The organism is Streptomyces sp. NPDC006140 (genome assembly GCF_040628815.1).
In the GTDB taxonomy this organism is placed as follows: Bacteria; Actinomycetota; Actinomycetes; order Streptomycetales; family Streptomycetaceae; genus Streptomyces.
On the sequence record NZ_JBEXTS010000006.1, the window covers coordinates 112,589 to 139,083 of the forward strand.

Here is a 26,495-nt window from a genome sequence, read left to right on the forward strand (position 1 = left end):
ACGGTCAAGACAGGGTCAATGGTTGAACGCGCCACGACCGTAGCATGATGACAATCGTTTTCAGAATAGTGTCTTGAAGGCGTTGCTCTCAGGAGAGCGGCCGGAAGTACTTCCGCAGCGCCCAGGCCGCGAGCTGCCGGCCGGTGGCGGCGCCCGCCTCGTCGGCCGTCCGGGTGTGGATGCCGCCCCAGACCCGGGCGTCGACGACGTCCCGTTCGTACGCGTCGGCGTAGTGGTAGTGGCGGGTCGCGCCGGTGGTGACCGAGCGGATGCGCAGGTCGACGCGGGAGGTGCCGAGGATCCCGGTCAGCATGCGCATCAGCGCGCCGCCCATGGTGGCGTGGCCGCTGAGGTAGTCGGGGTGGGCCGGGGTGTTGAGCAGCGGTTCCCAGTGCCGGTCCGGCCGGGTCGCCGGGTTGCCGTCGGTGTCCGCTTCCCGGATGGCGGTGACGGGCCGCCAGGTGCCGTAGTGGAGCTTGGCGTCCCAGGCGGCGATGACGGCGTCCGCCTGGGCCGTGTTGGCCGCCGCGTACAGCCGCGCCGTCTCGGCGATGCCGAAGCCGTGCCGGGCCGCGTGGTCGCCGAGGGCGCCTTGCAGGTCCAGGGCGACGAAGTACCGGGCGGTGTCCGTCTGTTCGGGGGTGCGGTGCGAGCCGGTGCGGCCTCCATAGGCCGCCAGTTCGTGGAGGTCTCTGGCGTACCGGGCCGAGCGGAGCGGAGGCGGCGGGCCGGGGCGGAACTGGCCGGGGGAGTCCAGCAGCAGCGGCCGGACCCTGCCCATCCAGGCACTGGCGAAGGGCTGGTGTCCGGGCGGGGTGGGCCGCCACACGCCGGGGCTCGGGGGCGCGGGGAAGGGCACGGACGCGCCGCGGCCGTCGTCCCGGCGGAGTGCGACGATGTGGGCGGCGGCGCGCTTCCCGAACGCGACGCCCTCCTCCTCGGCCTCGCCGTCGGGGACGGTCGCGAGGGTGTCGGCCAGGGCGGCGTCCAGCCGGGGTGCGGCGCCGGGGAAGTGGTGGCGCAGCACGTGGTGCGCCGCCGAGGCGGCGGCAGCCGCCGACGAGGCCGGGCGGTGCGCCCGCCCGTCCCACTTGTACGGGGCGAAGCGGCCCTCGACGCCGACGACGGCGTTGTAGACGGCGGCGGAGACGTACGCCTGCCAGATGAACGACTCGGGTGGGCCCGTGCGGGCCTCGGCGTCGATGGTGTCATCGGCCGTGCGCATCCACTCGATGACGACCGAGGCGTTCCGGTCGCCCCGGCCGGTGAGCTCGTCCCCGGGCGCCGCGCGCTCTGTGGGGCCTGGGCCGGTGCTCGCGTGGGCGCCCGGCAGGGCGAGCGCGAGCACCCCGCAGGCCAGGCCCGCCACCACCGTCCGCGTCGCGGACCAGGCGCGTCGATTCCGCACGTGCACTCCTCCCAGCCGATGGCACACCGGGAGAACCGTGACCACGCGCGGCGCCGGAGGGTACGGGTCCGTCCCGAACACCGCCCGTTCGGGGGACGGGACTCACCCGGACGGCCCCATGGCGTCACCCGGGGTGAGGCGGGCTCCTTTCAGCGTCATGTGCAGCAGCAGCCGGTCCTCGCCGTCGTCCAGGTCCAGCCCCGTGAGCTTCTCGATGCGGGAGAGGCGGTAGTAGAGGGTCTGGCGGTGGATGCCCAGCTCGGCGGCGGCCCGGGCGGCCTGGCCGGCGCAGTCGAGGTAGACCTCGGCGGTGCGGGCGAGTTCCCGGTGGACCGGGGCGAGCAGGGTCCGGGCGACGGGGTCGCGGGCGACCTCCGGGGGCAGCGCGGTGAGCAGGCGGAACGGCCCGATCGACGCCCATTGCGCCACCGGCCCCAGCCTCGGCTCGGCCAGCGCCGCCCGCGCCGCCGCCGACGCCTCCCACCAGGAGACACCGAGCTCTGCGAGGCCGGAGCGGGGGGTGGCGATACCGGCGGAGGCTCCGCCTGCGCTGGTGGCGCCGGCCGCCGAGGAGCCGCCGGGGGTGGGGGTTCTGCCGGGAGTGGTGGGGCTACCTGCGGGGGCTCTGCCCGAGGTGGTGGGGCTACCTGCGGGGGCTGTGCCCGATGTGGTGGGGCTACCTGCGGGGGCTGTGCCCGAGGTGGTGGGGCTACCTGCGGGGGCTGTGCCCGAGGTGGTGGGGCTACCTGCGGGGGCTGTGCCCGAGGTGGTGGGGCTACCTGCGGGGGCTCTGCCCGAGGTGGTGGGGCTACCTGCGGGGGCTCTGCCCGAGGTGGTGGTGCCACCTGCCGGGGCTCTGCCCGAGGTGGTGGTGCCACCCGCCGGGGCCCTGCCCGAAGCGGTGGCACCATCCGCCGGGGCTCTGCCCGAAGTGGTGGTGCCACCCGCCGAAGCTCCGCCGGAACCGGTGGCGCTGCCCGCGGCGGCTCCGCCCGGGGTCGAGGGCTCGCCTTGCCCCGTGCCCCCGCGCGCCCGCTCCAGCAGGCGGCCGGCCGCCGTCGTCGCCGGGGTCAGGACGTCCGGGGAGCGCAGCCGGATCAGCACGGCCACGCACTGGGCCGTCGCCCCCCACGGCAGAGTGCACAGGGCGGTCGCGCCCGGCATGCCGCGGACCGACGGGGCGTCGTCGGGGTCGGCCGACGGCCAGGGCGCGACGCACACCACGGTGTGCGGGCCGTCGGCGCGCGGGCCGAGGGCCGTGCGGAACTCGGCGATGGCCATGTCGCTCTGCCAGCCGCGCTCGGCGGTGAGCACCGCCCGCAGCTCGCGGCTGAGGTCGGCGCCGTGCTGGGCCTCGTCCGCGAGCAGGGCGCCGATCCGGGCCGTGACCCGCATCGCGGCGGACAGCTGCCGCTCGCTCGGCCCGGGATCGTCGTCGAGGAGCCAGACGTAGCCGTGGACCACGCCCCGGTGGCGGACGGGGAGGCAGATCCGTCCCCGGTAGACGCCGGCCTCCGGGGTCGGCGGGATACGGACCGGGCCGGTCGCCCGCGTGATGCCGAAGCCCTCGAACCAGGCCCGCACGGCCGCCGTCGAGCGGCGGGTGAGGATCGAGCGGGTGCGCACCGGGTCCAGGGCCGACGGATCGAGGTCGCCCTCGCTGTCGTACGCGCCGAAGGCGATCAGCTCGAAGTCCCGGTTCTCCAGCGTGGCGGGCGCGCCGAGCAGCTCCGAGATCTCGTCGACCAGCTCCTCGTAGTCGCCCCTGTGTTCCGACGTCATCCGGGCATTGTCCCGCACTCCAAGGACCCCTTCATACATCTGTCTGAGATCTGCGGCACGGATGCGTGACAGCTGTCGATGGCCGACGATCGGAGGGATCCTTAGGTTTCACGGTGGTTCTCCGTGCCGTACCCGACGCGTCGTCCGCGCGGGGTCCGGCCTCACGTTGCTTGTGCTCTGGAGGTGCCCCGTGCTGGGTCCCGTGATTCTCGCCGCGTCACGCAGCGACCGGATGCGACGCCTGATCTCGGCCGCCCCGGTGACCAAGCAGGTCGTCGACCGCTTCATCCCGGGCGAGGACGTCGACGACATCGTCCCGGTCGTCCGGGACCTCGCCGACCGGGGCCTGGAGCTGACGATGGACGTCGTCGGCGAGGACATCACCCACCCCGCGCAGGCCGCCGCCGCCCGCGACGCCTACCTGGAGCTGGTCGACCGCCTCAAGCCGCTGGAGCTCGGCACCCGCGCCGAGATGTCGGTGAAGCTGTCGATGTTCGGGCAGGCGCTGGAGGACGGCCACGAACTGGCGCTGAAGAACGTCCGCCCGGTCGTCGAGGCCGCGGCCGAGATCGGCACCACGGTCACCCTGGACGCGGAGGACCACACCACCCTGGACTCGATGTTCGCCATCCACGAGGAGCTGCGGAAGGACTTCCCGCAGACCGGCTGCGTCATCCAGGCGTACCTCTTCCGCACCGAGGCCGACGCCCGCCGCCTCTCCGCGAGCGGCAGCCGGGTCCGCCTGGTCAAGGGCGCGTACAAGGAGCCCGCCTCGGTCGCGTACCAGGACAAACACGAGATCGATCGGGCATACGTTCGTATCCTCCGGACGTTGATGGAGGGGGAGGGGTACCCGATGATCGGATCCCACGACCCGCGCCTGATCGCCATCGCCCAGGAACTCGCCCACCGCGCCGGACGAAAGCCCGGCGACTACGAGTTCCAGATGCTCTACGGCATCCGCACCGAGGAGCACCTGCGGCTGGCCGCCGAGGGCCACCGGATGCGCGTCTACACCGCGTACGGCACCGACTGGTACGGCTACTTCATGCGCCGACTTGCGGAGAAGCCGGCGAACCTGCGCTTCTTCGCCCGCAGCATGATCACCAAGGGCTGACAGCCCTCCAGGGCTGAGACCGACACACCGCTCAGTAAGGAGTTACGGAAAACATGGACGCTGTGACCCAGGTCCCCACCCCCGTCAACGAGCCGGTGCACGGCTACGCCCCCGGCTCGCCCGAGCGGGCCCGGCTGGAGGCCAAGCTGAAGGAGCTGGCCGACAACCCGATCGACCTGCCCTGCACCATCGGCGGCGAGCAGCGCATGGGCGGCGGCGAGGCCTTCCAGGTCGTCCAGCCGCACAACCACCGGGCCGTGCTCGGCACGTACCGCAACGCCACGCAAGCGGACGCCCAGGACGCCATCGACGCGGCCCTCGCCGCCGCCCCGGCCTGGCGCGCGATGTCCTTCGACGACCGCGCGGCGATCATCCTGCGCGCCGCCGAGCTGCTGTCCGGCCCCTGGCGCGAGACGCTCGCCGCCTCCACCATGCTCGGCCAGTCCAAGACCGCCCAGCAGGCCGAGATCGACACGCCCTGCGAGCTGATCGACTTCTGGCGGTTCAACGTCTCCTACGCCCGCAAGCTGCTCGCCGAACAGCCCCCGGCGAACGCCCCGGGCGTGTGGAACCGGCTGGACCACCGCCCGCTGGAGGGCTTCGTCTACGCGATCACGCCCTTCAACTTCACGGCGATCGCGGGCAACCTGCCGACGGCCCCGGCCCTGATGGGCAACGTCGTCGTCTGGAAGCCGTCCCCGACGCAGACCCACGCCGCCGTGCTGCTGATGCGGCTGCTGGAGGAAGCCGGCCTGCCCAAGGGGGTCATCAACCTCGTCACCGGTGACGGCATCGAGGTCTCCAAGGTCGCCCTGGAGCACCGCGACCTCGCCGGCATCCACTTCACCGGCTCGACCAGGACCTTCCAGTACCTGTGGAAGACGGTCGGCAACAACATCGAGAAGTACCGCACCTACCCGCGCCTGGTCGGCGAGACCGGCGGCAAGGACTTCCTCGTCGCCCACCCCTCGGCCGACCCGGCGATCCTGAAGACCGCCCTGACCCGGGGTGCCTTCGAGTACCAGGGCCAGAAGTGCAGCGCCACCTCCCGGGCGTACATCCCCGCCTCGATCTGGAACTCCGGCTTCAAGGAGGAGTTCGCCGCCGAGGTCGACGGCATCAAGATGGGTGACGTCACCGACCTGTCGAACTTCATCGGCGCCGTCATCGACGAGCGGGCCTTCGCCAAGAACAAGGCCGCCATCGACCGCGCCAAGGAGGACCCCTCCTGCACGATCGTCGCGGGCGGCACCTACGACGACTCCGAGGGGTACTTCGTCCGCCCGACCGTCATCGAGTGCACGGACCCGGAGAACGAGGTCTTCCGCACCGAGTACTTCGGCCCGATCGTCGCCGTGCACGTCTACGAGGACGACCAGTACGACGCGATGCTGACGCAGATGGAGTCCGTCTCCGACTACGCCCTGACCGGCTCGGTCATCGCCAACGACCGCGCGGCGGCGGCGTACACGGCGGACAAGCTGCGCTACGCGGCCGGCAACTTCTACATCAACGACAAGTCGACCGGCGCCGTCGTCGGCCAGCAGCCCTTCGGCGGCGGCCGGGCCTCCGGCACCAACGACAAGGCCGGCGCCCCGCAGAACCTGATGCGCTGGACCCTGACCCGCGCCATCAAGGAGACGCTGGTCCCGCCGACCGACTACACGTACCCGCACATGGGCTGAGCCCTTGAGCGCACCGACGGGCCGGGTCACGGGACCCGGCCCGTCGGCGTAGCCGGGCTCAGGGGTGCGGCACCAGCACGATCCCGCCCCGGGCCTGGCCTTCCTCGCCCAGTTCGTGGGCCTTGGCGGCCTCCGTCAGCGGCAGGGTCGTCGTCACGTGGACGCGGACGCGGCGGTCGGCCAGGAGCGGGGCGGTCCTCTCCAACAGGTCGCCCGACGGGTCGGTGCGCACGAGGGCGAAGCGCAGGCCCCGGGCCTCCGCGTCCTCGGGGGCGAGGCCCAGGTCCTCGGGGACCGCGCAGAGCAGGATGCCGTTCGGGCGCAGGGTGTCGAGGGTGGGCAGGGCGTGGTCGCCGCCGACCAGGTCGAGGGCGGCGTCGATGTCGTGGACGGACTCCGTGAAGTCGCCGGCCGTGTCGTCGACGAGTTCGTCGGCGCCCAGGTCGCGCAGGAAGTCGTGGTCCTCGGCGCGTGCCACGCCCACGACGTGGGCGCCCTCCGCCTTGGCCAGCTGCACCGCCACGTGCCCGGCCCCGCCGGCCGCCGCCCGGACCAGCACACGGCTGCCCGGGCCGACCCGGGCGATGTCGATCAGGGCGTGCCAGGCGGTGAGCGCGGCCGTCGGGGCGGCGGCCGCGTGCGCGTGGTCGAGACCGGCGGGTTTCGCGGCGAAGTGACCGGCCGGCGCGGTCACGTGGGTGGCGTGGCCGCCGCCGTCGATCCGGCCGAACACCTCGTCCCCGGGCCGGAAGCGGGTGACCCCGGCCCCCACCTCCTCGATCTCCCCCGACACGTCCTGCCCGAGCGTGAACGGCGGCTCCCCGAACAGCGGGGCGGCCCCGGAACGGGCCAGCCGGTCCGCCGGGTTGACCCCGGCCGCGTGCACCCGGAGCAGCACCTCGCCGGGGCCGGGCTCGGGCCGTGGCCGCTCCTCGATCTCCAGGACGTCCGGGCCGCCGAAGCGGTGCTGGGTGATCACCTGTGCGCGCGGCTCTGCCGTCGTCATCGGGTCTCCCTTCCGGAGCCGGACCCTTCCATCGTGCTCGTATATCGGGTCGAGAGCCACCCGGCCCGTTCGCATACTGGGCCGATGACCATCCGCCTGCGCACCGCCCACACCGCCGACCTCGCCCCCGCCGAACTCGACGCCGTACGGGCCCTGCTGGACGCCGCCTTCGACGGCGACTTCGGCGACGACGACTGGGACCACGGCCTCGGCGGCCTGCACGCCCTCGCCTACGACGCCGCCGGGCTCGCCGCCCACGGGGCCGTCGTGATGCGCCGGGTGCGGCACCGCGGCCGGTGGCTGCGCACCGGGTACGTCGAGAACGTCGCCGTACGCGCCGACGTCCGCCGCACCGGCCTCGGCGGGCGGGTCATGGCCGAGCTGGAACGCGTCGTCGACCGCGCCTACGACCTCGGCGCGCTCTCCGCCAGCGACGACGGCGCCCGCCTCTACACCGCCCGCGGCTGGCGGCTGTGGCCGGGCGAGGTGCACGCCCTCAGCCCTGAGGACGGCATCGTGCGCCTGCCGGAGGAGGAGGGCAGCACCTACGTCCGCGCCGCCCTCGCCGGCCCTCTCGATCCGGCGCGCGAACTGCTCTTCGACTGGCGGGACGGCGAGGTGCTCTAGGAATCACCGCAGGTCAGAGGGGTGTGACCCAGTCCACCGTCTCAGATAGTAGGAAGTCCGAGTAATTGTGGAGACAGACGCTCCGGACTCCCTTAGCTTTGTAGGAGCCGAACGTCTCGCTCGACCAAGCGAATGGCGGTCGTGAGCCGGGCCCCGTGCAGGCAACCCCTGCGGCACCGCTCCCCGCCCCATCTGGGGGCACCGCCCACGCCCATTAGGCAGTGGGGGAGTCTCGTAACCCCTTTTTCCGCACTCCGTGCTGTATCGAAGGAGTCGATTTCCCATGGCCGAGACGACCGTCCGCCGCCGAGTCCGTCACGTCTCCCGTACGAGCGAGTCCGACCGCAAGAACGCCGCCGCCGCGCTCCAGCGCGCCCTCGACCGCAGGGACAACGGCGGGTCCACCGGCCACTGAGCCGCGCCAGGACCGCATCAGGGCCGCATCAGGACCGGGAGCCGCACCCGATCGAGGCGCGGTGCGGGGCCTCACGCCCCGCGCCGCACCTCGAAATGGTCGATCCGCTCACCGCTCGACGCCAGCGCCGACACCTCCAGCCGCGGCGCGGCGCCGCTCACCGCCTCCACCGAGAGGAACGAGAAACCGCGGTAGCGCACCCGCGACCACTCGACCGACTCCGCCCTGGTGTCCCGGGACTTGGCCCACCGGAACGTGGCGACCGACTCCCGGTCGGCGGTGTTCCCCTCGTAGCTCTCCTTCACGCCGTCCGGGAATCCGTACAACTCCTTGCCGCCGCCGCCCGCGGTGACGTAGACGATCCCGTCCCGTCGCGGGTCCGTCGTCCCGCCGACCGGTACCGGCCTGCCCACCTCGCCGTTGCGGATGGCGTCGGTCCGCTCGTAGACGTGGTTGTGCCCGTTGATCACCAGGTCCACCTGGTGCCGGGCGAACAGCGGCAGCCACTCGGCGCGCACCCCGCCGTCGGAGGCGTGCGTCGACGTCGAGTACGCGCAGTGGTGGAAGAAGACGACGATGAAGTCGACGTCCTCGGCGGACCTCAGCTCTTCGAGCTTCCTGTCCAGCCACTTCGTCTGACGGCCCTCCGTGTAGCCGTAGTTGGCGGGGATCTCGTACGACACGTCGTTCGCGTCCAGCGCCACCACGCCGACGTTGCCGTACGTGAAGGCGTACACGCCCGGTGCCGTGCGCGCGTCGAAGCCGCTGTCCGGCAGGGAGAACCGGGCGAGTTGACCGCCGTAGCCGTCCGGCGAGTACCAGGCCTCCATGTCGTGGTTGCCGGTCGTCACCATCCACGGCACCGACCTGGCCACCGGCTCGGTCTGCTTGAGGAACCGGTCCCACTGGCTCGCGTCGAAGACGTCCGACTCCTTGCCCTTGCCGATCGGGTCGGCGTAGCAGATGTCCCCCGCGTGGAGATGGAAGGCGGGCTTCCGGCGCAGCAGCGTACGGTCGTTGAGGGCCGCCTCCTCACCCACGCCCTGGTCGCCGAACGCGGTGAACACGAACCGCTCGGGCGGACTCGCGGGTGCCGTGCGGAAGGACGTGATGGTCGACCGGTGCTCCGGGGAGGCCGGGTCGAAGCCCTCGTGGCCGACGCCGTAGTAGTACGTCGTGCCGGGGCGCAGGCCGTCCAGCGCCGCGTGCAGGTAGTACTGGTCGACCGCCGCCCGCACGCCCTTCAGCTCCGGGGTGTGCAGATCGCGCAGCTCCGCCTCGATCCTGCGGCCGAGGTCGTCGGGGCGCAGGCCGACCCGGACGTAGGGCTTGCGCACCGCGAGCGGCACCTGCCAGGAGATCCGCAGCTGCGTCTTCGGATCGGCGCCGAAGGCGAGATGGCGGCCGAACGGCGTGATGAAGGAGCCGGGGGCCTTCGACGTGCTCGGCGACGGGCTCCGGGTCGCCGTGGCGCCGCCCTGCCCCGAGCCCGAGCCCGAGCCGCAGCCGGTCAGCAGGCCGCTCGCCACCGCGCCCGCGGTCACCAGCGTGCGCCGCCGCGACAGCCGGGTGCGCAGGTACTCGTGCTGCTCGGCCATGCTCATCCGGCGGGCGAGCTCGGGCGGAATGCCGAAGTGGGGGATCTCCATGTCCAGTGAACTTCCCAGCGGAGGCCAACAACCGCACCACGTACGGGTGAACGGCGGTCGACGGCCGCGTGCGCTCACCCGGGCGGGTGTCCGTATCACGGACACCCCGTGTCATCCCATGGGACGAGGAGTAGGGTGCCCGCATGTCTCGCAGCATCAATCTCGCAGTGATCCCGGGTGACGGCATCGGCCAGGAGGTCGTGGCCGAAGGTCTCAAGGTCCTCTCCGCCGTCCTTCCGCAGGATGTGAAGCTGGAGACCAAGGAGTACGACTTCGGCGCCCGGCGCTACCACGCCACCGGTGAGACCCTCACCGACGCCGACCTCGACGCCCTGAAGCAGCACGACGCCATCCTGCTCGGCGCGATCGGCGACCCCTCCGTGCCGTCCGGCGTCCTGGAGCGCGGCTTCCTGCTCAAGCTCCGCTTCGCCTTCGACCACCACGTCAACCTGCGCCCGTCGAAGCTCCTGCCGGGTGTGGACACGCCCCTCAAGGGCGAGCCGGCCATCGACTTCGTCGTGGTCCGCGAGGGCACCGAGGGCCCGTACACCGGCAACGGCGGCACCATCCGCAAGGGCACCGAGCACGAGGTCGCCACCGAGGTCTCCGTGAACACGGCCTTCGGTGTCGAGCGCGTGGTCCGGGACGCCTTCGCCCGGGCCCAGGCCCGCCCGCGCAAGAAGCTGGCGCTGATCCACAAGAACAACGTGCTGACCTTCGCGGGTCACCTGTGGACGAACATCTTCAACAAGGTGGCCGAGGAGTTCCCCGAGGTCACCACCGAGTACATGCACGTCGACGCGGCGACCATCTACCTGGTCACCCAGCCCGAGCGCTTCGACGTCATCGTCACCGACAACCTCTTCGGCGACATCGTCACCGACCTCGCCGCGGCCGTCTCCGGCGGCATCGGCGTGGCGGCCTCCGGCAACATCAACCCGTCCGGAGAGTTCCCGTCCATGTTCGAGCCCGTGCACGGCTCGGCCCCGGACATCGCCGGCCAGGGCAAGGCCGACCCGACCGCCACCGTGCTGTCCGTCGCCCTGCTCCTGCGCCACCTCGGCTACGAGGCCGAGGCCGCCCGCATCGACGAGGCGGTCGCCGCCGACCTGTCGGAGCGCACCGGCAAGCCCGCCCGCTCCACCTCGGAGATCGGCGACGCGCTCGCCGTACGCGTAGCCGGCTGACCCGCCGCGCTCCACCAAGCCGCCGGGTCGCATCCGCACCCGGCGGCTTCCGCATGTTCCCGCCGGGTGCCACCATCGACCACCGGGCCGCATTCACCCCGTTCCTTCCGCCGCCGCCCCCGGGCGATAATCGAACGCGAGGCCGCGGAACGAGGGAATGCTCGGACGTCCTAGCACTGGTCACCATCAGCGCAGTACCGAGCGCGGCCCGTCACTACAACCGGTGAAGGACATCAACCCATGACGACGCCCACGATCGAGCTCAAGCCGTCCGCCAACCCGCTCTCCGCCGCAGAGCGCGAGGCGATCCTGGCCAACCCCGGGTTCGGCCGCCACTTCACCGATCACATGGTGACGATCAAGTGGACGGAGGGCCGCGGCTGGCACGACGGTCAGCTCGTGCCGTACGCGCCGATCTCCCTCGACCCCGCGACGACGGTCCTGCACTACGCGCAGGAGATCTTCGAGGGCCTGAAGGCCTACCGCCGCCCCGACGGCTCGGTCGCCACGTTCCGGCCGGAGAAGAACGCCGAGCGCTTCCAGCGGTCCGCGCGGCGGCTGGCGATGCCGGAGCTGCCGGTCGAGACGTTCATCGAGGCGTGCGACGCGCTGGTCAGGCAGGACAAGGCGTGGGTGCCGGCGCACGGCGGCGAGGAGTCCCTCTACCTGCGCCCGTTCATGATCGCGACCGAGGTCGGGCTGGGCGTGAAGCCGGCCAACGAGTACCTGTTCCTGGTGATCGCCTCGCCGGCCGGCGCGTACTTCCCGGGCGGCGTCAAGCCCGTCTCCATCTGGGTCTCCGAGGACCGCGTCCGCGCCGTCCCCGGCGGCATGGGCGACGCGAAGACCGGCGGCAACTACGCGGCGTCCCTGCTCGCGCAGGCCGAGGCCGCGACGAAGGGCTGCGACCAGGTCTGCTACCTCGACGCCGTGGAGCACACCTGGGTCGAGGAGCTCGGCGGCATGAACCTGTACTTCGTCTACGGCGACAAGATCGTCACGCCGTCCCTCACCGGCTCGATCCTGGAGGGCGTCACGCGTGACTCCCTGCTCACCGTCGCGCGTGACCTCGGCTACGAGGCCGAGGAGGGCAAGATCTCGGTCGAGCAGTGGCAGCGGGACTCGGAGAACGGGACGCTCACCGAGGTGTTCGCCTGCGGTACGGCCGCGGTGATCACACCGGTCGGGACGGTGAAGCGGGCCGGGGCGGAGTGGAAGCAGAGCGGGGGAGAGCCGGGCGAGGTCACGCTGCGGCTGCGCCAGGCGCTGCTGGACATCCAGCGGGGTACGGCCGAGGACACGCACGGCTGGATGCACCAGCTGGGCTGAGTCCGCCCGGGCCACCGGGGGCTCCGCCCCCGGCCCCCGGCCTATGCCCGCCCGCCGCCCGACGCGGTCGGACAAGAAGTGCTGGTCGCCTCCTCGACCCCGGGCTCCATCGACCCGGCCCCCGGGGTCGACAGCACATAAGCCACCCCACCCACCACGCCCGACAGCAGGAAGCTCACGTCCACCCCGCCGGTCAGCGCCAGCAGCGGGCCCTCGTACGACGGCAGGGACACCGCCAGGACGCCCACCGTCGCTCCGGCTGCCCAGGAGAGGGTCGCCGGGACGTGCCAGCCGGCGCGGTACCAGTAGACCCCGCCCCGTGCGCGGCGGTTGAAGACCTGCAGGGCGTCCGCGTCGTACACCCCGCCGCAGCGGGCGAAGCCGATCAGGGTGATGACCGCCCACGGCGTGCCGATCGCGGTCAGGAGCAGGACGAAGGACGTCATCGCGTCCTGCGCGGTCGAGAACCAGTGCCCGGCGAAGACCGCGGCCGTGGCCACGACCGCGACCGCGTACGTCGCCCGGGCCCGTGAGGCGCGCGGCAGGATGGCGTCCAGGTCGAGGCCCATCGAGTACAGCATCAGACCCGCGTTGCCGACCGAGCCCGCCGAGGCCGCCAGCAGCAGCGGGAGGAGGTACCAGGCGGGGGCCGCGGCGACCAGCGGGCCCGCGTAGTCGAGGGCCGCCCCGGCCGCGTACGCGGTGAACGTGCCGAACAGCTGCGGCACCAGCAGGCCCAGCAGCAGGCCCAGCCAGGTCGCGTGCAGCACCCGGCGGGAGGAGTGGCGGGCCGGGGAGATGTAGCGGGTGTAGTCGCCGAGCAGGGTGATGAAGGCGACCGGGCCGGACAGTCCGGCCGCCACGGCCGCGAGCAGCCAGGTCGGCCAGAAGCCGCCCAGCAGGTAACCGCCGGTCTCCGGCAGCGCGGCGGTGGTGAAGTGCGGGGCGTAGGCGACCAGCCCGAGCACCAGCAGGGCCGTCATGCCGAAGGTGAGGACCCGGGACATCGCCAGCAGCACCCGGTAGCCGTACACCGCGCCGGCGACGGTGGCCGCCGCGAGCAGCCCGTAGACGATCCCGTACGACGTGCCGCCCTGCGGGAGTCCGGCGAGCCTGCCCAGCACGCCCACCATCACGTCCCCGCCGATCCACACGGTCAGCGCGGTGTAGCCGAGGGCCAGGAGCAGGCCGACCACCGAGCCGACCAGGCGGCCCCGGACGCCGAACTGGGCGCCGGAGGACGTCGACAGGTTGGTGCCCGTGCGCAGTGACACCAGCGCGAGGGGTGCCGTGAACACCACGCCCACCACCGTGCCGGCCACGACCGCGCTGACCGACGACCACCAGTCCAGGCCGAAGGACGGCGGCAGCCAGCCGAAGACGATCACGCCCAGGCACAGGTTGGAGCCGAGCAGGATCGAGACGAGGTCGCGCGGCCCGCTGGTGCGCTCCTCGTCCGGGATGGTGTCGACTCCGCGTTGTTCTATCGGCATGCTTGTCTCCCTCGGTTAGAGCGACGTTCAATGTGATGTGTGCGATGGTCCGCCGTCAACCTTTCGGTCAAGGGGAATTCATGTTTAGAGTGGTGCTCTAAACGGAGGGAGTGACATGCGGCTGACCCCGACCGAACGCGACCGGCTGCTGCTGTTCGGCGCGGCCGAGCTGGCCCGCGCCCGCAGGGCCAGGGGGCTGCGGCTGAACGTCCCCGAGGCGACCGCGCTCATCGCCGACACGGTGTGCGAGGCCGCCCGGGACGGGAAGCGGCTCGCGGAGGCCGTCGAGGCCGCCCGGTACGTCCTCGGGCCCGACGACGTGCTGCCCGGGGTGGCCGACGTCGTCACCGAGGTGCACGTCGAGGCGGTCTTCGACGACGGCTCGCGGCTCGCGGTCGTCACCGCCCCCCTCGGCGGCGGCTCGGGCCCGGACGCGCCCGGCGCGCTGCTGCCCGGGCCGGAGCACACCGAGCCGGAGCCGGAGGTACGGCTGACGGTCACCAACACCGCCGCCGTGCCGGTCTCCGTCACCTCCCACTTCCACTTCTTCGAGGCCAACCCGCGCCTCGACTTCGCCCGCGAGCGGGCCTACGGCATGCGGCTCGCCGTGCCCGCCGGGTCCTCCGTGCGGTTCGGGCCGGGGGAGAGCGCCGAGGTCGGGGTGGTGCCGATCGGGGGCGACCGGATCGCGATCGGCTTCGCCGGGCTGGTCGACGGGCCGCTGGACGCCCCCGGCGCCCGCGAGGAGGCACTGCGCCGCGCCGCCGCCTGCGGCTACCTCGGCGTACCGGACACACCCGAGCAGGAGGTCGAGCGATGAGCCGCCCAGGAGGCCACCCCGCCGAGGCCCGCCGCCTCACCCCGTACGAGTACGCCGCCACCCACGGCCCCCGGGCCGGCGACCGCATCCGCCTCGGCGACTCCGGGCTGACCGTCCGCGTCGAGTCCGACTCCCAGCGGTACGGCGACGAGTTCCTCGCCGGGTTCGGCAAGACCGCCCGCGACGGACTGCACCTCAAAGCCGCCGCCGTCCGGGACACCTGCGACGTCGTCATCAGCAACGTCGTCGTGATCGACGCCGTGCAGGGCGTCCGCAAGGTCTCCATCGGCATCCGCGAGGGCCGGATCCACGCCATCGGGCGGGCCGGGAACCCCGACACCCTCGACGGGGTGGACGTCGTCGTCGGCACGGGCACCTCGATCGTCTCCGGCGAGGGGCTCATCGCCACCGCCGGGGCCGTCGACACCCACGTCCACCTGCTGTCGCCGCGCGTCATGGAGGCCTCGCTCGCCTCCGGCGTGACCACGCTCATCGGGCAGGAGTTCGGGCCCGTGTGGGGCGTCGGCGTCAACTCGCCCTGGGCGCTGCGGCACGCGTTCGGCGCGTTCGACGCCTGGCCGGTCAACATCGGCTTCCTCGGCCGGGGTTCCTCCTCGCACGAGGCGCCCCTCGTCGAGGCCCTCGCCGAGGGCGGTGCCTCCGGGTTCAAGGTGCACGAGGACATGGGCGCCCACACCAGGGCCCTGGACACCGCCCTGCGCGTCGCCGAGGAACACGACGTCCAAGTCGCCCTGCACAGCGACGGATTGAACGAGTGCCTCTCCGTGGAGGACACCCTGCGCGTGCTGGAGGGCCGGACCATCCACGCCTTCCACATCGAGGGCTGCGGCGGCGGCCACGTCCCCAACGTGCTGAAGATGGCGGGCGTCCCGAACGTCATCGGCTCGTCCACCAACCCCACCCTGCCCTTCGGCCGGGACGCCGTCGCCGAGCACTACGGCATGATCGTCTCCGTCCACGACCTCAAGACCGACCTGCCCGGCGACGCCGCCATGGCCCGCGACCGGATCCGCGCCGGGACCATGGGCGCCGAGGACGTCCTGCACGACCTGGGCGCCATCGGCATCACCTCCTCGGACGCGCAGGGCATGGGCCGCGCGGGCGAGACCGTCCGCCGGACCCTCGCCATGGCCGGGAAGATGAAGACCGAGTTCGGCGCCCCCGACGCCGAGCACGACAACGACCGCGTCCTGCGCTACATGGCCAAGCTGACCATCAACCCGGCCATCGCGCACGGCCTGGCGCACGAGGTGGGGTCGCTGGAGGTGGGCAAGCTCGCCGACATCGTGCTGTGGCGCCCTGAGTACTTCGGCGCCAAACCGCAACTGGTGCTCAAGGCCGGCTTCCCCGCCTACGGCGTGACCGGCGACCCGAACGCGGCCACCGACACCTGCGAACCCCTCGTCCTCGGACCGCAGTTCGGCGCGCACGGGGCGACACCGGCCGAGATCTCGGTGGCGTTCGTCGCGCGGGCCGCCCTCGACCAGGGCCACGACCTGCTGCCCACCCGCCGCCGCCGGGTCGCCGTGCGCGGCACACGCGGCATCGGCCCGGCCGACCTGCGCCGCAACTCCCGTACCGGCGCCGTCGACGTCGACCAGCGCACCGGTCTGGTCACCCTCGACGGCGAGCCGCTGCGCTCCGCACCCGCCGACTCCGTCTCCCTCAACCGTCTCTACTTCCTCTGAGGATCACCGATGTCCGCAGCCGCCGACGGCTTCCGCATGCCCGCCGAATGGGCTCCGCACGAGCGCACCTGGATGGCCTGGCCGGGCCCGAACCCGACCTTCGACGACCCCGGCGAGCTGGCCGCCGCCCGTGCCGCCTGGGCCGCGGTCGCCCGGGCCGTCCGCCGCTTCGAGCCGGTGACGGTGGTGTGCGGCCCGGGGCAGTCCGGCGAGGCGCGTGCGCTGCTGGGCGCGGGGATCGAGACCGTCGAACGGGACCTCGACGACGCCTGGATGCGGGACGTCGGCCCGACCTTCCTCACCGACGGCAAGGGCGGACTGGCCGCCGTGGACTGGACGTTCAACGGCTGGGGCGCCCAGGAGTGGGCCCGCTGGGAGCACGACGCGAAGATCGCCGCGCATGTGGCGGACCTCGCCGGGGCACGGACGTACACCTCCCGGCTCGTCAACGAGGGCGGGGCGATCCATGTCGACGGCGAGGGCACGGTCCTGCTGACCGAGACCGTCCAGCTCGGCCCCGAGCGCAACCCGGACTGGAGCCGGGAGCAGGTCGAGGCCGAGATCCACGCCCAGCTCGGCACCCGCAAGGCGATCTGGCTGCCCCGCGGCCTGACCGGCGACTATCCTCCCCCAAGCTCTCGGCTTCGCTCGAGCAGGGGGTACCCCCACCACGGCTTCGGCACGCTCGGACACGTCGACATCGTCGCGGCCTTCGCCCGCCCGGGCGTCGTCGTGGCGCACGCGCAGCCGGACCCGGCGCACCCCGACCACGAGATCACCAAGGAGGTCATCGGCCTGCTGAAGGCGCAGACCGACGCGCGCGGCCGCCGCCTGGAGGTCGTCGAGGTCCCCGCCCCGACCGTCCTGGAGGCCGACGGCCACTGGGCCGACTACTCCTACATCAACCACTACCTCTGCAACGGCGGCGTCGTCCTGTGCGGCTTCGACGACCCGCGCGACGAGATCGCGGCCGGCATCTTCCGCCGGCTGTTCCCCGGGCGGACCGTGACACTGGTGGACGCCCGTACGATCTTCGCGGGCGGTGGCGGCATCCACTGCATCACCCAGCAGCAACCGAGGACCTAGGAGCACACATGGCCGGTGGGCGAAGGCAGGCCCCGCCCCGCGAGAACGTCCTCGCCGCCGCCATGGAGATGATCGCCGAGCGCGGACTGGAGAAGCTCACCATGGCGGCGCTCGGCCGCGAGGTCGGGATGAGCAGCGGGCACCTCCTCTACTACTTCGGCTCCAAGGACGAACTGCTGCTGCGGACCCTGGAGTGGAGCGAGGGCCGGCTCGGCGCCGAGCGCGGACGGCTGCTGACCCGGGCCGCGACCGCCCGGGAACGCCTCGACGCCTACGTCGACCTGTACGTCCCGGACGGTCACCGCGACCCGCACTGGACGCTGTGGCTGGAGGTCTGGAACCGCTCGCAGAACGCCGACACGAACGCCCGCGACCGGCAGGCCGCCATCGAGGGCGCCTGGCACCGCGATCTGGTCGCCCTGCTGGCCGAGGGCATCTCGCGGGGTGAGTTCCGCCGCGTGGACCCGGACCGCTTCGCGGCCCGTCTGCGGGCGCTGCTGGACGGCTTCTCCATCCACGTGGCGATCGGCCTGCGCGGCACCGACCGGGCCCAAGTCCTCGCCCACGTGCGCGACTTCCTCGCCGACAGCCTCCTCGCGGACGCCTGAACGTACGCCCGGGTTGTACTCAATACGACGGATTGACCGTGTGGTCCGTGGTGCTGTTGGCTTCGGGGGAGCCCTCGGCGCGGGGCCGGGGGAGCAGCGTCAACGGGGAACACAGGGGGAACAGCAATGACCAGCACCAAGAGGGCCACGTCCGTCGCGCTCGGCGTGGCCCTGGCCGTCACGCTCGGCGGTATCGCCGCGCTGCCCGCGACCGCCGCGCCCGCGCCGGCGCCGCGGACCGAGAAGGCGAGCATCGCCCCGGACGGCACCGAGGGCAACGGCCCCTCCGGCGGGCCGGGCCTCAGCGCCGACGGCCGCCATCTGGCCTTCGTCTCCAGCGCCGACAACCTCGTCGCCGGCGACACCGACGGCACCGCCGACGCCTTCGTCCGCGACCTGAAGACCGGCACGACCCGCCTGGCGAGCACCGCGGGGGACGGTGGCTCCGTCGACGACGTCGCCCTCAGCGGCAACGGCCGCTACCTGGCCTTCAGCGCCACCGACGCCGCCGACGGCCGCAGCCACATCTGGGTCAAGGACCTGAAGAGCGGCGCCCTCCAGCGCATCGCGGACACCGTCGACGCGGGCTACGACACCGGCCGGCAGCCCGCCATCAGCGCCGACGGCCGCTACGTCGCCTTCGTCGCCCAGCAGTCCGGTGCCGGGGAGGGTGAGGACCGCTGGGGCCGCGTCTACCGCGTCGACCGCACCGGCGGCGAGGCCGTCCGCGTCAGCCACAAGCCCGCAGCCGGAGACCGCAAGACCGCCGCCACCCACCCGTCCATCAGCGCCGACGGCAAGCGCGTCGGCTACCAGTTCTTCATCCCGCACCCCTCCTCGGGCGACTGGAGCGACGCCTATGTCCGGGACGTGCCGAGCGGCGGGCTGTTCCACGCCGACCGGGCGCCGGACGGCGAGAAGTCCGACGGGCAGACGGAGTCCCCGCAGATCAGCGCCGACGGCCGCCACGTCGTCTTCAACTCGCGGGACTCGCGGCTCACCCCGGGCGACACCAACCAGGGGCACAACGTCTTCGTCCGCGACCTGAAGACCGGGGGCCTGCGCCGGATCGACGCCGCCGACCCGGCCGCCTTCACCGCCTCCCCGCAGCTCAGCGCCGACAGCCGCCACCTGGCGTTCGTCTCGGCCGACCCGGGCGACCCCGACCGCACCACTCGCGCGTACGTCCGCGACCTGCGCACCGGCCGCACCACCCTCGCCAGCCCGGACACCGCCGGCGGCCCGAACGACCAGAGCGTGACCGCCCCGGTGATCGACCGGCACGGCCGCACGGTCGCCTTCAGCAGCTACTCGCCCGACCTCGTGCCCGGCGACACGTACGACACCTCGCACGTCTACGTCCGCCACCTGAGGTGACCGACCGCATCCTGAGACAACCGTGAGCGCGGCACGGGGGTTGTGCCAGACTGCCCCCGTGCTCTCGTTCGCCATGATTATTGGCAGCAGGCGCGCCGGTCCGCAGTGACCGCCACGTACGACCAGGTACGGGCGGACACCGTCGTCCTCGACCCGCGCGCAGACCTCTCGCACCCGCGAGAGGTTTTTCGCTTTTCTGGCCCACCCGCAGTCAGGAGCGAGAGCGCGAGGGAGTATGTGAGGGCGGTGGAGCCGGTCATTCCGGTACGACCGAGATCCCATCCTCAGGAGCCTTGACACCATGACCGCTACCAGCGAGCTCGACGATTCGTTCCACGTCTTCGACACCACCCTGCGCGACGGCGCCCAGCGGGAGGGCATCAACCTCACCGTCGCGGACAAGCTGGCCATCGCACGACACCTGGACGACTTCGGCGTGGGCTTCATCGAGGGCGGCTGGCCCGGCGCGAACCCCCGGGACACCGAGTTCTTCGCCCGCGCCCGGCAGGAGATCGACTTCCGGCACGCCCAGCTGGTCGCGTTCGGCTCCACCCGCCGCGCCGGCACCACGGCCGCACAGGACCCGCAGGTCAGGGCGTTGCTGGAGTCCGGCGCCCAGGTGATCACGCTGGTCGCCAAGTCGCACGACCGCCACGTCGAACTCGCGCTGCGCACGACCCTCGACGAGAACCTGGAGATGGTCCGGGACACGGTCTCCTTCCTGAGGGAGCAGGGCCGCCGCGTCTTCGTCGACTGCGAGCACTTCTTCGACGGCTACCGCGCGAACCCGGAGTACGCCAAGGAGGTCGTCCGCACGGCGTCCGAGGCCGGCGCGGACGTCGTCGTCCTGTGCGACACCAACGGCGGCATGCTCCCGGCGCAGATCCAGGCCGTCGTCTCCACGGTCCTCGCCGACACCGGCGCCCGGCTCGGCATCCACGCCCAGGACGACACGGGCTGCGCCGTGGCGAACACGCTGGCCGCAGTCGACGCGGGCGCCACGCACGTGCAGTGCACGGCCAACGGCTACGGCGAGCGCGTCGGCAACGCCAACCTCTTCCCGGTCGTGGCCGCCCTGGAGCTCAAGTACGGCAAGAAGGTCCTGCCCGACGGCCACCTGCGCGAGATGACCCGCATCTCGCACGCCATCGCCGAGGTCGTGAACCTCACCCCCTCCACGCACCAGCCCTACGTCGGTGTCTCCGCCTTCGCGCACAAGGCGGGCCTGCACGCCTCCGCGATCAAGGTCGACCCGGACCTGTACCAGCACATCGACCCCGAGCTGGTCGGCAACACCATGCGGATGCTCGTCTCCGACATGGCCGGCCGCGCCTCCATCGAGCTCAAGGGCAAGGAACTGGGCATCGACCTCGGCGGCGACCGCGAGCTGGTCGGCCGGGTCGTCGAGCGGGTGAAGGAGCGCGAGCTCAAGGGCTACACGTACGAGGCGGCCGACGCCTCCTTCGAACTCCTGCTGCGCTCCGAGGTCCAGGGCAGGCCCCTGCGCTACTTCGAGGTCGAGTCCTGGCGGGCCATCGTCGAGGACCGCCCCGACGGCACCCACGCCAACGAGGCCACCGTCAAGCTCTGGGCCAAGGGCGAGCGCATCGTCGCCACGGCCGAGGGCAACGGCCCGGTCAACGCCCTGGACCGGGCCCTGCGCGTGGGCCTGGAGAAGATCTACCCCCAGCTCGCCAAGCTGGACCTGGTGGACTACAAGGTCCGCATCCTGGAGGGCGTGCACGGCACCCAGTCCACGACCCGCGTCCTGATCTCCACCTCCGACGGTGCGGGGGAGTGGTCGACGGTGGGCGTCGCCGACAACGTCATCGCGGCGAGCTGGCAGGCCCTGGAGGACGCGTACGCGTACGGGTTGCTGCGGGCGGGGGTCGTACCGGCGGAGTAGCCGCGGGCCGGGCTGGCCGGGTGCCCGGGGCGCGTGTCACATCGCCGTGTCCCGGGACCGCGGGACCGGGACCTCGCCGCCGCGCTCGCGGCCGGGGGTCCGGTCGAGGCGGAAGAGGCCCGCCGTGTGGGGGCGCTGGCCGGTGGCGTTGGTCGTGGAGCGGGTCAGCTCCTCGACGCCGTCGGCCAGATAGCCGACCCACGCCGTGCCCTCGTCCTCGATGATCCGCTGGGCGTCGGCGCGCAGCCGCTCGATCACCCCGAGCAGGGCGGCCTGCTCCTTGTCGCTGGGGGAGTCGGTGGTCCGCAGGAACGCCTGCGCCCAGTCGGACTGCGCCTTCTTGAGAATCTGCTGCAGCGCCATCTCCGCTCGGATGTAGCGGGTCCAGGACGCCGAGAACCCGAAGATCCGGTCGAAGAGCACGCAGCCCGCCCCGCCGGCCAGGAACACGAAGCCCCACTCGGGCTGCACGGCCGTGGGCGCGGCCGCGTGCACCAGCGGCGTGAGCGTGCCGACGATGCCCAGCAGGGTGGCGAGCGCCCGCAGCGAGCGCGACCACAGCGACGGTCCCCGGCGCCGCGCCAGATACCAGCCGATCGCCGACGTCACCTCCGCCTCGGCATGCCGGAACAGCTCCCACAGCAGATCGGCCCGCGTACGCGAGCGGTCCAGCTCGGTCAGTTCGGACACCGTCATGTCCGCAACCCTGCGTCTTCCGAACATGCCCCTGTTACCGCCCCTCCTGGATGGCCCACGGCCAGAGGGCATCCTAGGCCCAGCCGAGGCCATAAATCCCTGCCTCGACGGATAACCCTTTATGGGTGATTTCGGGTAGCTTCGAACATATGAAGGCCGCACTGGTGCGTACCCTCGTACGTCTGCTGATCGTGCCGGTCGCCGCCGTACTGGCGGTGCTGCTGGCCGGTGCGCCGGGCGCGCACGCGGCCACCGACCTCTCCAAGGTCGCCCAGGAGCTGCGCGAGAACCCGGTCTACGTCGATCCGGCCGCCTCGGACCAGTTGGCCGCGTCGGACGCGGAGGCCCTCGCCGACAAGATCAAGGACGCGGACAAGCCCGTCTTCGTGGCGGTCCTCCCGGACGGCTACCCCACGCAGGACCTGTTCCGGAACCTGCGCACCGAGACCGGCGTCACCGGCCTGTACGGCATCCGCGTCGGCGACGAGTTCGACGCCCGGGCCGACAGCGCGGTGCTGAGCCGCCAGGGCGTGTCCAACCTGGTCACGGCCGTCCAGGGCGCGGGCGACGCCAAGGCGCAGCTGAACGACTTCGTCGACGACGCCCTGCGCAACGTGGGCGGCTCGGCGCCGAGCAGCTGGAGCGACGGCTCGGGCAGCGACGTGCCGGTCGGCGGGCTGGTCACGGTCGGCGCCCTTCTCGCGGCCGGCGGCGCGGGCGCCTACGCCCTGGTGCGGCGCAACCGGCGCCGCCACGAGGAGGAGCAGCGGGCCGCGCTGGAGAAGCTGCGGGTGGTCGTCGACGAGGACATCACCGCCTTCGGCGAGGAGCTCGACCGCCTCGACTTCCACCCCGCCGAGCCCGGCGCCGACGACGCGATGCGCGCCGACTACGAGCACGCGCTGGACGCCTACGAGCAGGCGAAGTCGCTGATGGCCGCCGCGACCAAGCCGGAGGACGTGCGAGCCGTCACCCAGGCCGTGGAGGACGGCCGCTTCTCCCTGGCGCGGCTCGCGGCCCGCCGCGAGGGCGCCCCGCTGCCGGAGCGCCGCCCGCCCTGCTTCTTCGACCCGCGCCACGGCCCCTCGGTCGCCGACGCGGGCTGGACGCCCCCGGGCGGCGCCGCGCGCGAGGTGCCGGTCTGCGCGGCCGACCGCACGCGTCTCGCCGAGGGCCGCGACCCGGTGATCCGCGAGGTCGACACCGACTACGGCCGCCGCCCGTACTGGGAGGCGGGCCCGGCGTACGGCCCCTGGGCCGGCGGCTACTTCGGCGGCGGCATCCTGCCCGGCCTCCTCATCGGCACCATGCTCGGCAGCATGATGGCCGGCCCCGCCTACGCGGCCGACTACGGCTCCGGCTACGGAGACTTCGGCGGCCACGAGGGCGGCGACGTCTCCGGCGCGGACTTCGACACCGGCGACTTCGGAGGGGGTTTCGGCGGAGGCGACTTCGGTGGCGGCGGCGACTTCGGTGGCGGGGGCGGCGACTTCGGCGGCGGGTTCTGACCGGGCCGGAGACAGGGACGTCCGTCCCCGGTCCCCGACCCGGCTGCTGTCCGGGCGACGGAGCGTCGTTGCGTTGCCGTCCGGTGGCCCGTCCAGCGGCCCGTAGCCCGCGCCCGCACGCCTGAGCGGGGGCTCAGCTCCGTACCGTCTCCGGGGTCGCACCCCGGCGCCCCCGCTGCCGCCACGCCACCCCGGCCACGACCCCCGCCAGCACGACCAGCCCCGCGCTGACCCACACCGGCGAGCGGTACCCGAGCCCGGCGCCGATGGCCGTGCCGCCGGCCCAGGGGCCCAGCGTGGCACCCACGTTGAACGCGGCCGTGGCGAAACCGCCGGCCAGGGTCGGCGCGCCCGGGGCCGCGTACAGCGCCTGGGAGATCAGTGTGGAGCCGACGCCGAAGGACAGCGCCCCCTGCACGAAGACCAGCCCGAGCGCCAGGACCGGATGCCCCGCCCCGAGGGCCAGCGCGCACCAGCCCGCGCACACCGCGACGCCCCCGCCGACGAGCACCGGCACCGGACGCCGGTCGGCGAAGCGTCCCGCCGCGCTGACCCCTGCGAACGACCCGGCCCCGAACAGCGCCAGCACCCCGGGCACCCAGCCGCTGCCCAGCCCCGTCACCTCGGTGACCAGCGGCGCGAGATAGGTGAAGGTGCAGAACGTCGCCCCGTTCACCAGGGCGCCCAGCAGCAGCGTGACCACCAGCCGGGGGCTGCGCAGCGACCGCAGCTCACCCCGCAGCGCGGGCGGCTCGCCTCCGGCCCTGCCCCCGGGCACGGACCGCGCCACGGCCGCCAGCGCGGGCACCGACACCAGCGCCACGGCCCAGAACGCCGTACGCCACCCCCACAGTTCGCCCAGCACGGCCCCGGCGGGCACCCCGGCCACGCAGGCCAGCGTCACCCCTCCGAGCAGCATCGACGTGGCCCGCCCCTTGGCGTCGGCGGGGACCATGCCCACGGCGGCCACGAGGGCGACGGCGAGGAACCCGGCGTTGGCGAACGCCCCCACGACCCGCGTGGCGAGCAGTACCGCGAAACTGTCGGTGAGCGCACCGACGACGTGGACGGCGAGGAAGACGCCGAGGAACGCCAGCAGCGCACCCCGCCGCGGCCAGCGCCGCGCGAGCCCCGCCACCAGCGGCGCCCCGACGACCATCCCCGCCGCGAAGGCGGAGGTCAGCGCCCCCGCCGCGGGAACGGACACCCCCAGATCCCGCGCGATGTCCGGCACCAGCCCGGACAGCATGAACTCGGACGTGCCTTGCGCGAACACGGCAAGGCCCAGCAGAAGAAGAGCGAATGGCATGAAGAAACTCCGCACCCGGAAGTCGACGACGGACACGACACGTCGGACGGCACACCGGCGGCGGAGCGGGCTGCTTCAGCGGGCCCGGCGGCCCGGCATCGGCGTCACGGACACAGCCACCGGAGAACCGGTGGCCGCACTCTGGACGCCTCGGGGCTGGACATGGACGGCACGTTAGGCGGAGTCGGCGGACCGGGTCCACCGGTTTTCCGCCCCCTCTCCCCGGGCGGCGGTCCGGGCCGTGCCCCGACGCCCGTCACCGCGGTGGACCACGACGACGGCCGCGAGGCAGACGGCCAGCCCGAGCGCGGTCTGCAGGCCGAACGGCTCACCGAACATCAGCGCGCCCCAGACGGCCGTGACCGGGGCCATGAGGAACATCAGCGTGTTGACCTTCGTGACGCCGGAGCGCTTCAGGATCAGCCAGTACAGCCCGTACCCGCCGAACGTGGACAGGCCCACGAGCCACGCGACCGCCACCCAGAAGCCGGCCCCGGCGGGCGGCGCCGCGGCACCGGTGCCCAAGGCCAGGGCAGTGAACAGGACGGCACTGGTGACGCAGTGGACGGTCAGCGACACGGAGGGGGCGACCCGCGCGCGGGACCGGCTCTCCAGGAACGTCGCCGCGACCAGGGACAGCATGCCGAGCAGCGGCACGGCGTACGCCCACCAGGCCACGCCGGTTCCGGCCGCCGCGTCGGCCGAGGTGACGACGGCGACGCCTGCCAGCCCCAGGCCGAGTCCGGCCCACTGACGCCCCGAGACGTACTGGCCCAGCAGCGGTCCCGCGAGGGCCCCGGCGACCAGGGGCTGCACCCCGTCGATCAGGGCCGTCGTGCCGCTGGAGACGCCGAGCTGGATGGCGTAGTAGACGCTGAGCAGATAGCCGCTCTGCGACAGCACGCCGATCACGGCCTGCCGGGTCACGTCCCGGGCGGTGAGCCCCCGCCACGCGCTCCGCAGGACGACGGCGACGGCTACGAGGACGACGGCCAGCGGCAGGAACCGCCACATCAGGACCGTGAGCGCGGAGGCGCTGCCCGCACCGAGCTTGGCCCCGATGAACCCGGAACTCCAGCACAGGACGAAGGCGAGGGACAGGAGGATGTTCACGACATCACAACCAGTAGACAGATCGGTATACCCGTTCCCCGTCCACTATACAGAACGGTATAGTCGGTGTCATGGGTACCCCCGCACCGCACCCCCGCCGCATCCCGATGACGCCCGCCGCCCGCCGCGCCCTGGAGGCCGCCGCCCGGCTGTTCTACGAGCGCGGCATCCACGCGGTCGGGGTCGACCTCATCGCCGCCGAGGCCGGGGTGACCAAGAAGACCCTCTACGACCGGTTCGGCTCCAAGGAGCAGATCGTCGTGGAGTACCTCGCGGACCGCGACGAGCGCTGGCGGGCCTTCCTCGCCGAACGCCTCGACGCGGCGGGCCCGGACCCGCGCGAGCGCGTCCTCGCGGTGTTCGACGCCACCCGCGCCTGGGCCGAGGAGTCGAGCCCCAAGGGGTGCAGCATGGTCAACGCCCACGCGGAGATCAGCGACCCCGCCCATCCGGCCCACCCGATCATCACCGGCCAGAAGCAGTGGATGCTCGCCCTGTTCACGCGCCTCGCCGCTGACCTCGCACCCGAGAGGGCGGACTCCCTGGCCCGGACGCTGATGCTCCTGCACGAGGGCGCCCTCGTCGCCCACGGGCTGTCGGTCTTCCCGGACCCCGTCACGCACGCCCGCGAACAGGCCCGCGCGCTGCTCCCTTAGCGGACGGCA

At 72.9% G+C, this 26,495-nt stretch carries 22 protein-coding genes; 14 read left to right on the forward strand and 8 right to left on the reverse strand.

What is annotated here, in order from left to right; genetic code table 11:
- Nucleotides 1-88: 88 nt before the first annotated feature.
- Nucleotides 89-1,408 carry a vanadium-dependent haloperoxidase gene (locus tag ABZ386_RS17980; RefSeq protein WP_351341071.1) on the reverse strand — a complete coding sequence of 440 codons (1,320 nt, stop codon included), beginning with the start codon at nt 1,406-1,408 and terminating at the stop codon, nt 89-91.
- A gap of 102 nt (nt 1,409-1,510) precedes the next feature.
- A complete protein-coding gene (locus ABZ386_RS17985) occupies nt 1,511-3,190 on the reverse strand; it encodes a helix-turn-helix domain-containing protein (RefSeq protein ID WP_358965063.1) in 1,680 nt (559 codons plus the stop codon).
- A 190-nt stretch (nt 3,191-3,380) separates the two neighbouring features.
- Between ABZ386_RS17985 and ABZ386_RS17990 the strand changes: the two genes are divergently transcribed.
- Together ABZ386_RS17990 and pruA are read left to right on the forward strand one after the other, a co-directional pair.
- On the forward strand, nt 3,381-4,307 hold the full coding sequence (locus ABZ386_RS17990; RefSeq protein ID WP_356502089.1) for a proline dehydrogenase family protein: 927 nt from the start codon (nt 3,381-3,383) through the stop codon (nt 4,305-4,307).
- A 53-nt stretch (nt 4,308-4,360) separates the two neighbouring features.
- Entirely contained in the window at nt 4,361-5,992 is a 1,632-nt protein-coding gene (gene pruA, locus ABZ386_RS17995; RefSeq protein ID WP_358965064.1) for an L-glutamate gamma-semialdehyde dehydrogenase, read from the forward strand.
- A gap of 58 nt (nt 5,993-6,050) precedes the next feature.
- On the opposite strand, the gene ABZ386_RS18000 is transcribed toward pruA, so the two are convergent.
- The gene (locus tag ABZ386_RS18000) at nt 6,051-6,998 is read right to left on the reverse strand and encodes an NADP-dependent oxidoreductase (protein ID WP_355718122.1); all 948 of its coding nucleotides are present in this window, start codon (nt 6,996-6,998) and stop codon (nt 6,051-6,053) included.
- 84 nt (nt 6,999-7,082) lie between these two features.
- On the opposite strand from ABZ386_RS18000, the gene ABZ386_RS18005 reads away from it, so the two are divergent.
- Nucleotides 7,083-7,625 carry a GNAT family N-acetyltransferase gene (locus tag ABZ386_RS18005; protein WP_356614683.1) on the forward strand — a complete coding sequence of 181 codons (543 nt, stop codon included), beginning with the start codon at nt 7,083-7,085 and terminating at the stop codon, nt 7,623-7,625.
- Nucleotides 7,626-7,908: 283 nt separating this feature from the next.
- Nucleotides 7,909-8,040, forward strand: coding sequence for a hypothetical protein (locus tag ABZ386_RS18010; protein ID WP_010048656.1), 132 nt, complete (start codon nt 7,909-7,911; stop codon nt 8,038-8,040).
- Between the two features lie 71 nt (nt 8,041-8,111).
- Here ABZ386_RS18010 and ABZ386_RS18015 read toward each other — a convergent pair whose 3' ends face one another.
- Entirely contained in the window at nt 8,112-9,689 is a 1,578-nt protein-coding gene (locus ABZ386_RS18015) for a metallophosphoesterase family protein (protein WP_358965065.1), read from the reverse strand.
- Between the two features lie 143 nt (nt 9,690-9,832).
- Here ABZ386_RS18015 and ABZ386_RS18020 point away from each other — a divergent pair, with 143 nt between their 5' ends.
- Together ABZ386_RS18020 and ABZ386_RS18025 are read left to right on the forward strand one after the other, a co-directional pair.
- Nucleotides 9,833-10,876: a 3-isopropylmalate dehydrogenase gene (locus tag ABZ386_RS18020; RefSeq protein ID WP_351341092.1), complete on the forward strand. Its 1,044-nt coding sequence runs from the start codon at nt 9,833-9,835 to the stop codon at nt 10,874-10,876.
- Between the two features lie 240 nt (nt 10,877-11,116).
- Entirely contained in the window at nt 11,117-12,205 is a 1,089-nt protein-coding gene (locus ABZ386_RS18025; protein WP_351341095.1) for a branched-chain amino acid aminotransferase, read from the forward strand.
- Between the two features lie 41 nt (nt 12,206-12,246).
- Here the strand turns inward: ABZ386_RS18025 and ABZ386_RS18030 are convergent, their stop codons facing one another.
- Nucleotides 12,247-13,698 (reverse strand): cytosine permease, encoded by a 1,452-nt coding sequence (locus tag ABZ386_RS18030; RefSeq protein ID WP_358965066.1) that lies wholly within the window; start codon nt 13,696-13,698, stop codon nt 12,247-12,249.
- Nucleotides 13,699-13,813: 115 nt separating this feature from the next.
- On the opposite strand from ABZ386_RS18030, the gene ureA reads away from it, so the two are divergent.
- The 6 genes from ureA to cimA all read left to right on the forward strand — a co-directional run bounded on the left by ureA (nt 13,814) and on the right by cimA (nt 21,204).
- Nucleotides 13,814-14,518: an urease subunit gamma gene (gene ureA / locus ABZ386_RS18035; RefSeq protein WP_358965067.1), complete on the forward strand. Its 705-nt coding sequence runs from the start codon at nt 13,814-13,816 to the stop codon at nt 14,516-14,518.
- Nucleotides 14,515-16,227 carry an urease subunit alpha gene (locus tag ABZ386_RS18040; RefSeq protein WP_351341104.1) on the forward strand — a complete coding sequence of 571 codons (1,713 nt, stop codon included), beginning with the start codon at nt 14,515-14,517 and terminating at the stop codon, nt 16,225-16,227. Before ureA ends, ABZ386_RS18040 begins: the two co-directional genes overlap by 4 nt.
- A 9-nt stretch (nt 16,228-16,236) precedes the next feature.
- On the forward strand, nt 16,237-17,313 hold the full coding sequence (locus tag ABZ386_RS18045) for an agmatine deiminase family protein (RefSeq protein WP_358965068.1): 1,077 nt from the start codon (nt 16,237-16,239) through the stop codon (nt 17,311-17,313).
- 8 nt (nt 17,314-17,321) lie between these two features.
- Nucleotides 17,322-17,921 (forward strand): TetR/AcrR family transcriptional regulator, encoded by a 600-nt coding sequence (locus tag ABZ386_RS18050; RefSeq protein ID WP_356614691.1) that lies wholly within the window; start codon nt 17,322-17,324, stop codon nt 17,919-17,921.
- 126 nt (nt 17,922-18,047) lie between these two features.
- Nucleotides 18,048-19,298 (forward strand): hypothetical protein, encoded by a 1,251-nt coding sequence (locus tag ABZ386_RS18055; protein ID WP_358965069.1) that lies wholly within the window; start codon nt 18,048-18,050, stop codon nt 19,296-19,298.
- 301 nt (nt 19,299-19,599) lie between these two features.
- On the forward strand, nt 19,600-21,204 hold the full coding sequence (gene cimA / locus ABZ386_RS18060; RefSeq protein ID WP_351341116.1) for a citramalate synthase: 1,605 nt from the start codon (nt 19,600-19,602) through the stop codon (nt 21,202-21,204).
- A 36-nt stretch (nt 21,205-21,240) separates the two neighbouring features.
- On the opposite strand, the gene ABZ386_RS18065 is transcribed toward cimA, so the two are convergent.
- Nucleotides 21,241-21,900: an SLATT domain-containing protein gene (locus ABZ386_RS18065; RefSeq protein WP_355718152.1), complete on the reverse strand. Its 660-nt coding sequence runs from the start codon at nt 21,898-21,900 to the stop codon at nt 21,241-21,243.
- A gap of 149 nt (nt 21,901-22,049) precedes the next feature.
- Here ABZ386_RS18065 and ABZ386_RS18070 point away from each other — a divergent pair, with 149 nt between their 5' ends.
- Complete coding sequence (locus tag ABZ386_RS18070) at nt 22,050-23,408, forward strand: hypothetical protein (protein WP_358965070.1); 1,359 nt, start codon at nt 22,050-22,052, stop codon at nt 23,406-23,408.
- Between the two features lie 133 nt (nt 23,409-23,541).
- Here the strand turns inward: ABZ386_RS18070 and ABZ386_RS18075 are convergent, their stop codons facing one another.
- Both ABZ386_RS18075 and ABZ386_RS18080 read right to left on the reverse strand, forming a co-directional pair.
- Complete coding sequence (locus ABZ386_RS18075) at nt 23,542-24,717, reverse strand: Cmx/CmrA family chloramphenicol efflux MFS transporter (RefSeq protein WP_358965072.1); 1,176 nt, start codon at nt 24,715-24,717, stop codon at nt 23,542-23,544.
- Nucleotides 24,718-24,891: 174 nt separating this feature from the next.
- Nucleotides 24,892-25,830, reverse strand: a complete 939-nt coding sequence (locus tag ABZ386_RS18080; protein WP_358965074.1) for a DMT family transporter — start codon at nt 25,828-25,830, stop codon at nt 24,892-24,894.
- Nucleotides 25,831-25,901: 71 nt separating this feature from the next.
- Between ABZ386_RS18080 and ABZ386_RS18085 the strand changes: the two genes are divergently transcribed.
- Nucleotides 25,902-26,486, forward strand: a complete 585-nt coding sequence (locus ABZ386_RS18085; protein ID WP_358965076.1) for a TetR/AcrR family transcriptional regulator — start codon at nt 25,902-25,904, stop codon at nt 26,484-26,486.
- Nucleotides 26,487-26,495 lie beyond the last annotated feature (9 nt).

Excerpts from the sequence above, each read along its gene's own strand:
- ABZ386_RS17985 (WP_358965063.1), bottom strand. The coding sequence starts at position 3,190 with ATGACGTCGGAACACAGGGGCGACTACGAGGAGCTGGTCGACGAGATC.
- pruA (WP_358965064.1), top strand. The coding sequence starts at position 4,361 with ATGGACGCTGTGACCCAGGTCCCCACCCCCGTCAACGAGCCGGTGCAC.
- ABZ386_RS18000 (WP_355718122.1), bottom strand. The coding sequence starts at position 6,998 with ATGACGACGGCAGAGCCGCGCGCACAGGTGATCACCCAGCACCGCTTC.
- ABZ386_RS18005 (WP_356614683.1), top strand. The coding sequence starts at position 7,083 with ATGACCATCCGCCTGCGCACCGCCCACACCGCCGACCTCGCCCCCGCC.
- ABZ386_RS18010 (WP_010048656.1), top strand. The coding sequence starts at position 7,909 with ATGGCCGAGACGACCGTCCGCCGCCGAGTCCGTCACGTCTCCCGTACG.
- ABZ386_RS18015 (WP_358965065.1), bottom strand. The coding sequence starts at position 9,689 with ATGGAGATCCCCCACTTCGGCATTCCGCCCGAGCTCGCCCGCCGGATG.
- ABZ386_RS18020 (WP_351341092.1), top strand. The coding sequence starts at position 9,833 with ATGTCTCGCAGCATCAATCTCGCAGTGATCCCGGGTGACGGCATCGGC.
- ABZ386_RS18025 (WP_351341095.1), top strand. The coding sequence starts at position 11,117 with ATGACGACGCCCACGATCGAGCTCAAGCCGTCCGCCAACCCGCTCTCC.
- ABZ386_RS18030 (WP_358965066.1), bottom strand. The coding sequence starts at position 13,698 with ATGCCGATAGAACAACGCGGAGTCGACACCATCCCGGACGAGGAGCGC.
- ureA (WP_358965067.1), top strand. The coding sequence starts at position 13,814 with ATGCGGCTGACCCCGACCGAACGCGACCGGCTGCTGCTGTTCGGCGCG.
- ABZ386_RS18040 (WP_351341104.1), top strand. The coding sequence starts at position 14,515 with ATGAGCCGCCCAGGAGGCCACCCCGCCGAGGCCCGCCGCCTCACCCCG.
- ABZ386_RS18045 (WP_358965068.1), top strand. The coding sequence starts at position 16,237 with ATGTCCGCAGCCGCCGACGGCTTCCGCATGCCCGCCGAATGGGCTCCG.
- ABZ386_RS18050 (WP_356614691.1), top strand. The coding sequence starts at position 17,322 with ATGGCCGGTGGGCGAAGGCAGGCCCCGCCCCGCGAGAACGTCCTCGCC.
- ABZ386_RS18055 (WP_358965069.1), top strand. The coding sequence starts at position 18,048 with ATGACCAGCACCAAGAGGGCCACGTCCGTCGCGCTCGGCGTGGCCCTG.
- cimA (WP_351341116.1), top strand. The coding sequence starts at position 19,600 with ATGACCGCTACCAGCGAGCTCGACGATTCGTTCCACGTCTTCGACACC.
- ABZ386_RS18065 (WP_355718152.1), bottom strand. The coding sequence starts at position 21,900 with ATGACGGTGTCCGAACTGACCGAGCTGGACCGCTCGCGTACGCGGGCC.
- ABZ386_RS18070 (WP_358965070.1), top strand. The coding sequence starts at position 22,050 with ATGAAGGCCGCACTGGTGCGTACCCTCGTACGTCTGCTGATCGTGCCG.
- ABZ386_RS18075 (WP_358965072.1), bottom strand. The coding sequence starts at position 24,717 with ATGCCATTCGCTCTTCTTCTGCTGGGCCTTGCCGTGTTCGCGCAAGGC.
- ABZ386_RS18085 (WP_358965076.1), top strand. The coding sequence starts at position 25,902 with ATGGGTACCCCCGCACCGCACCCCCGCCGCATCCCGATGACGCCCGCC.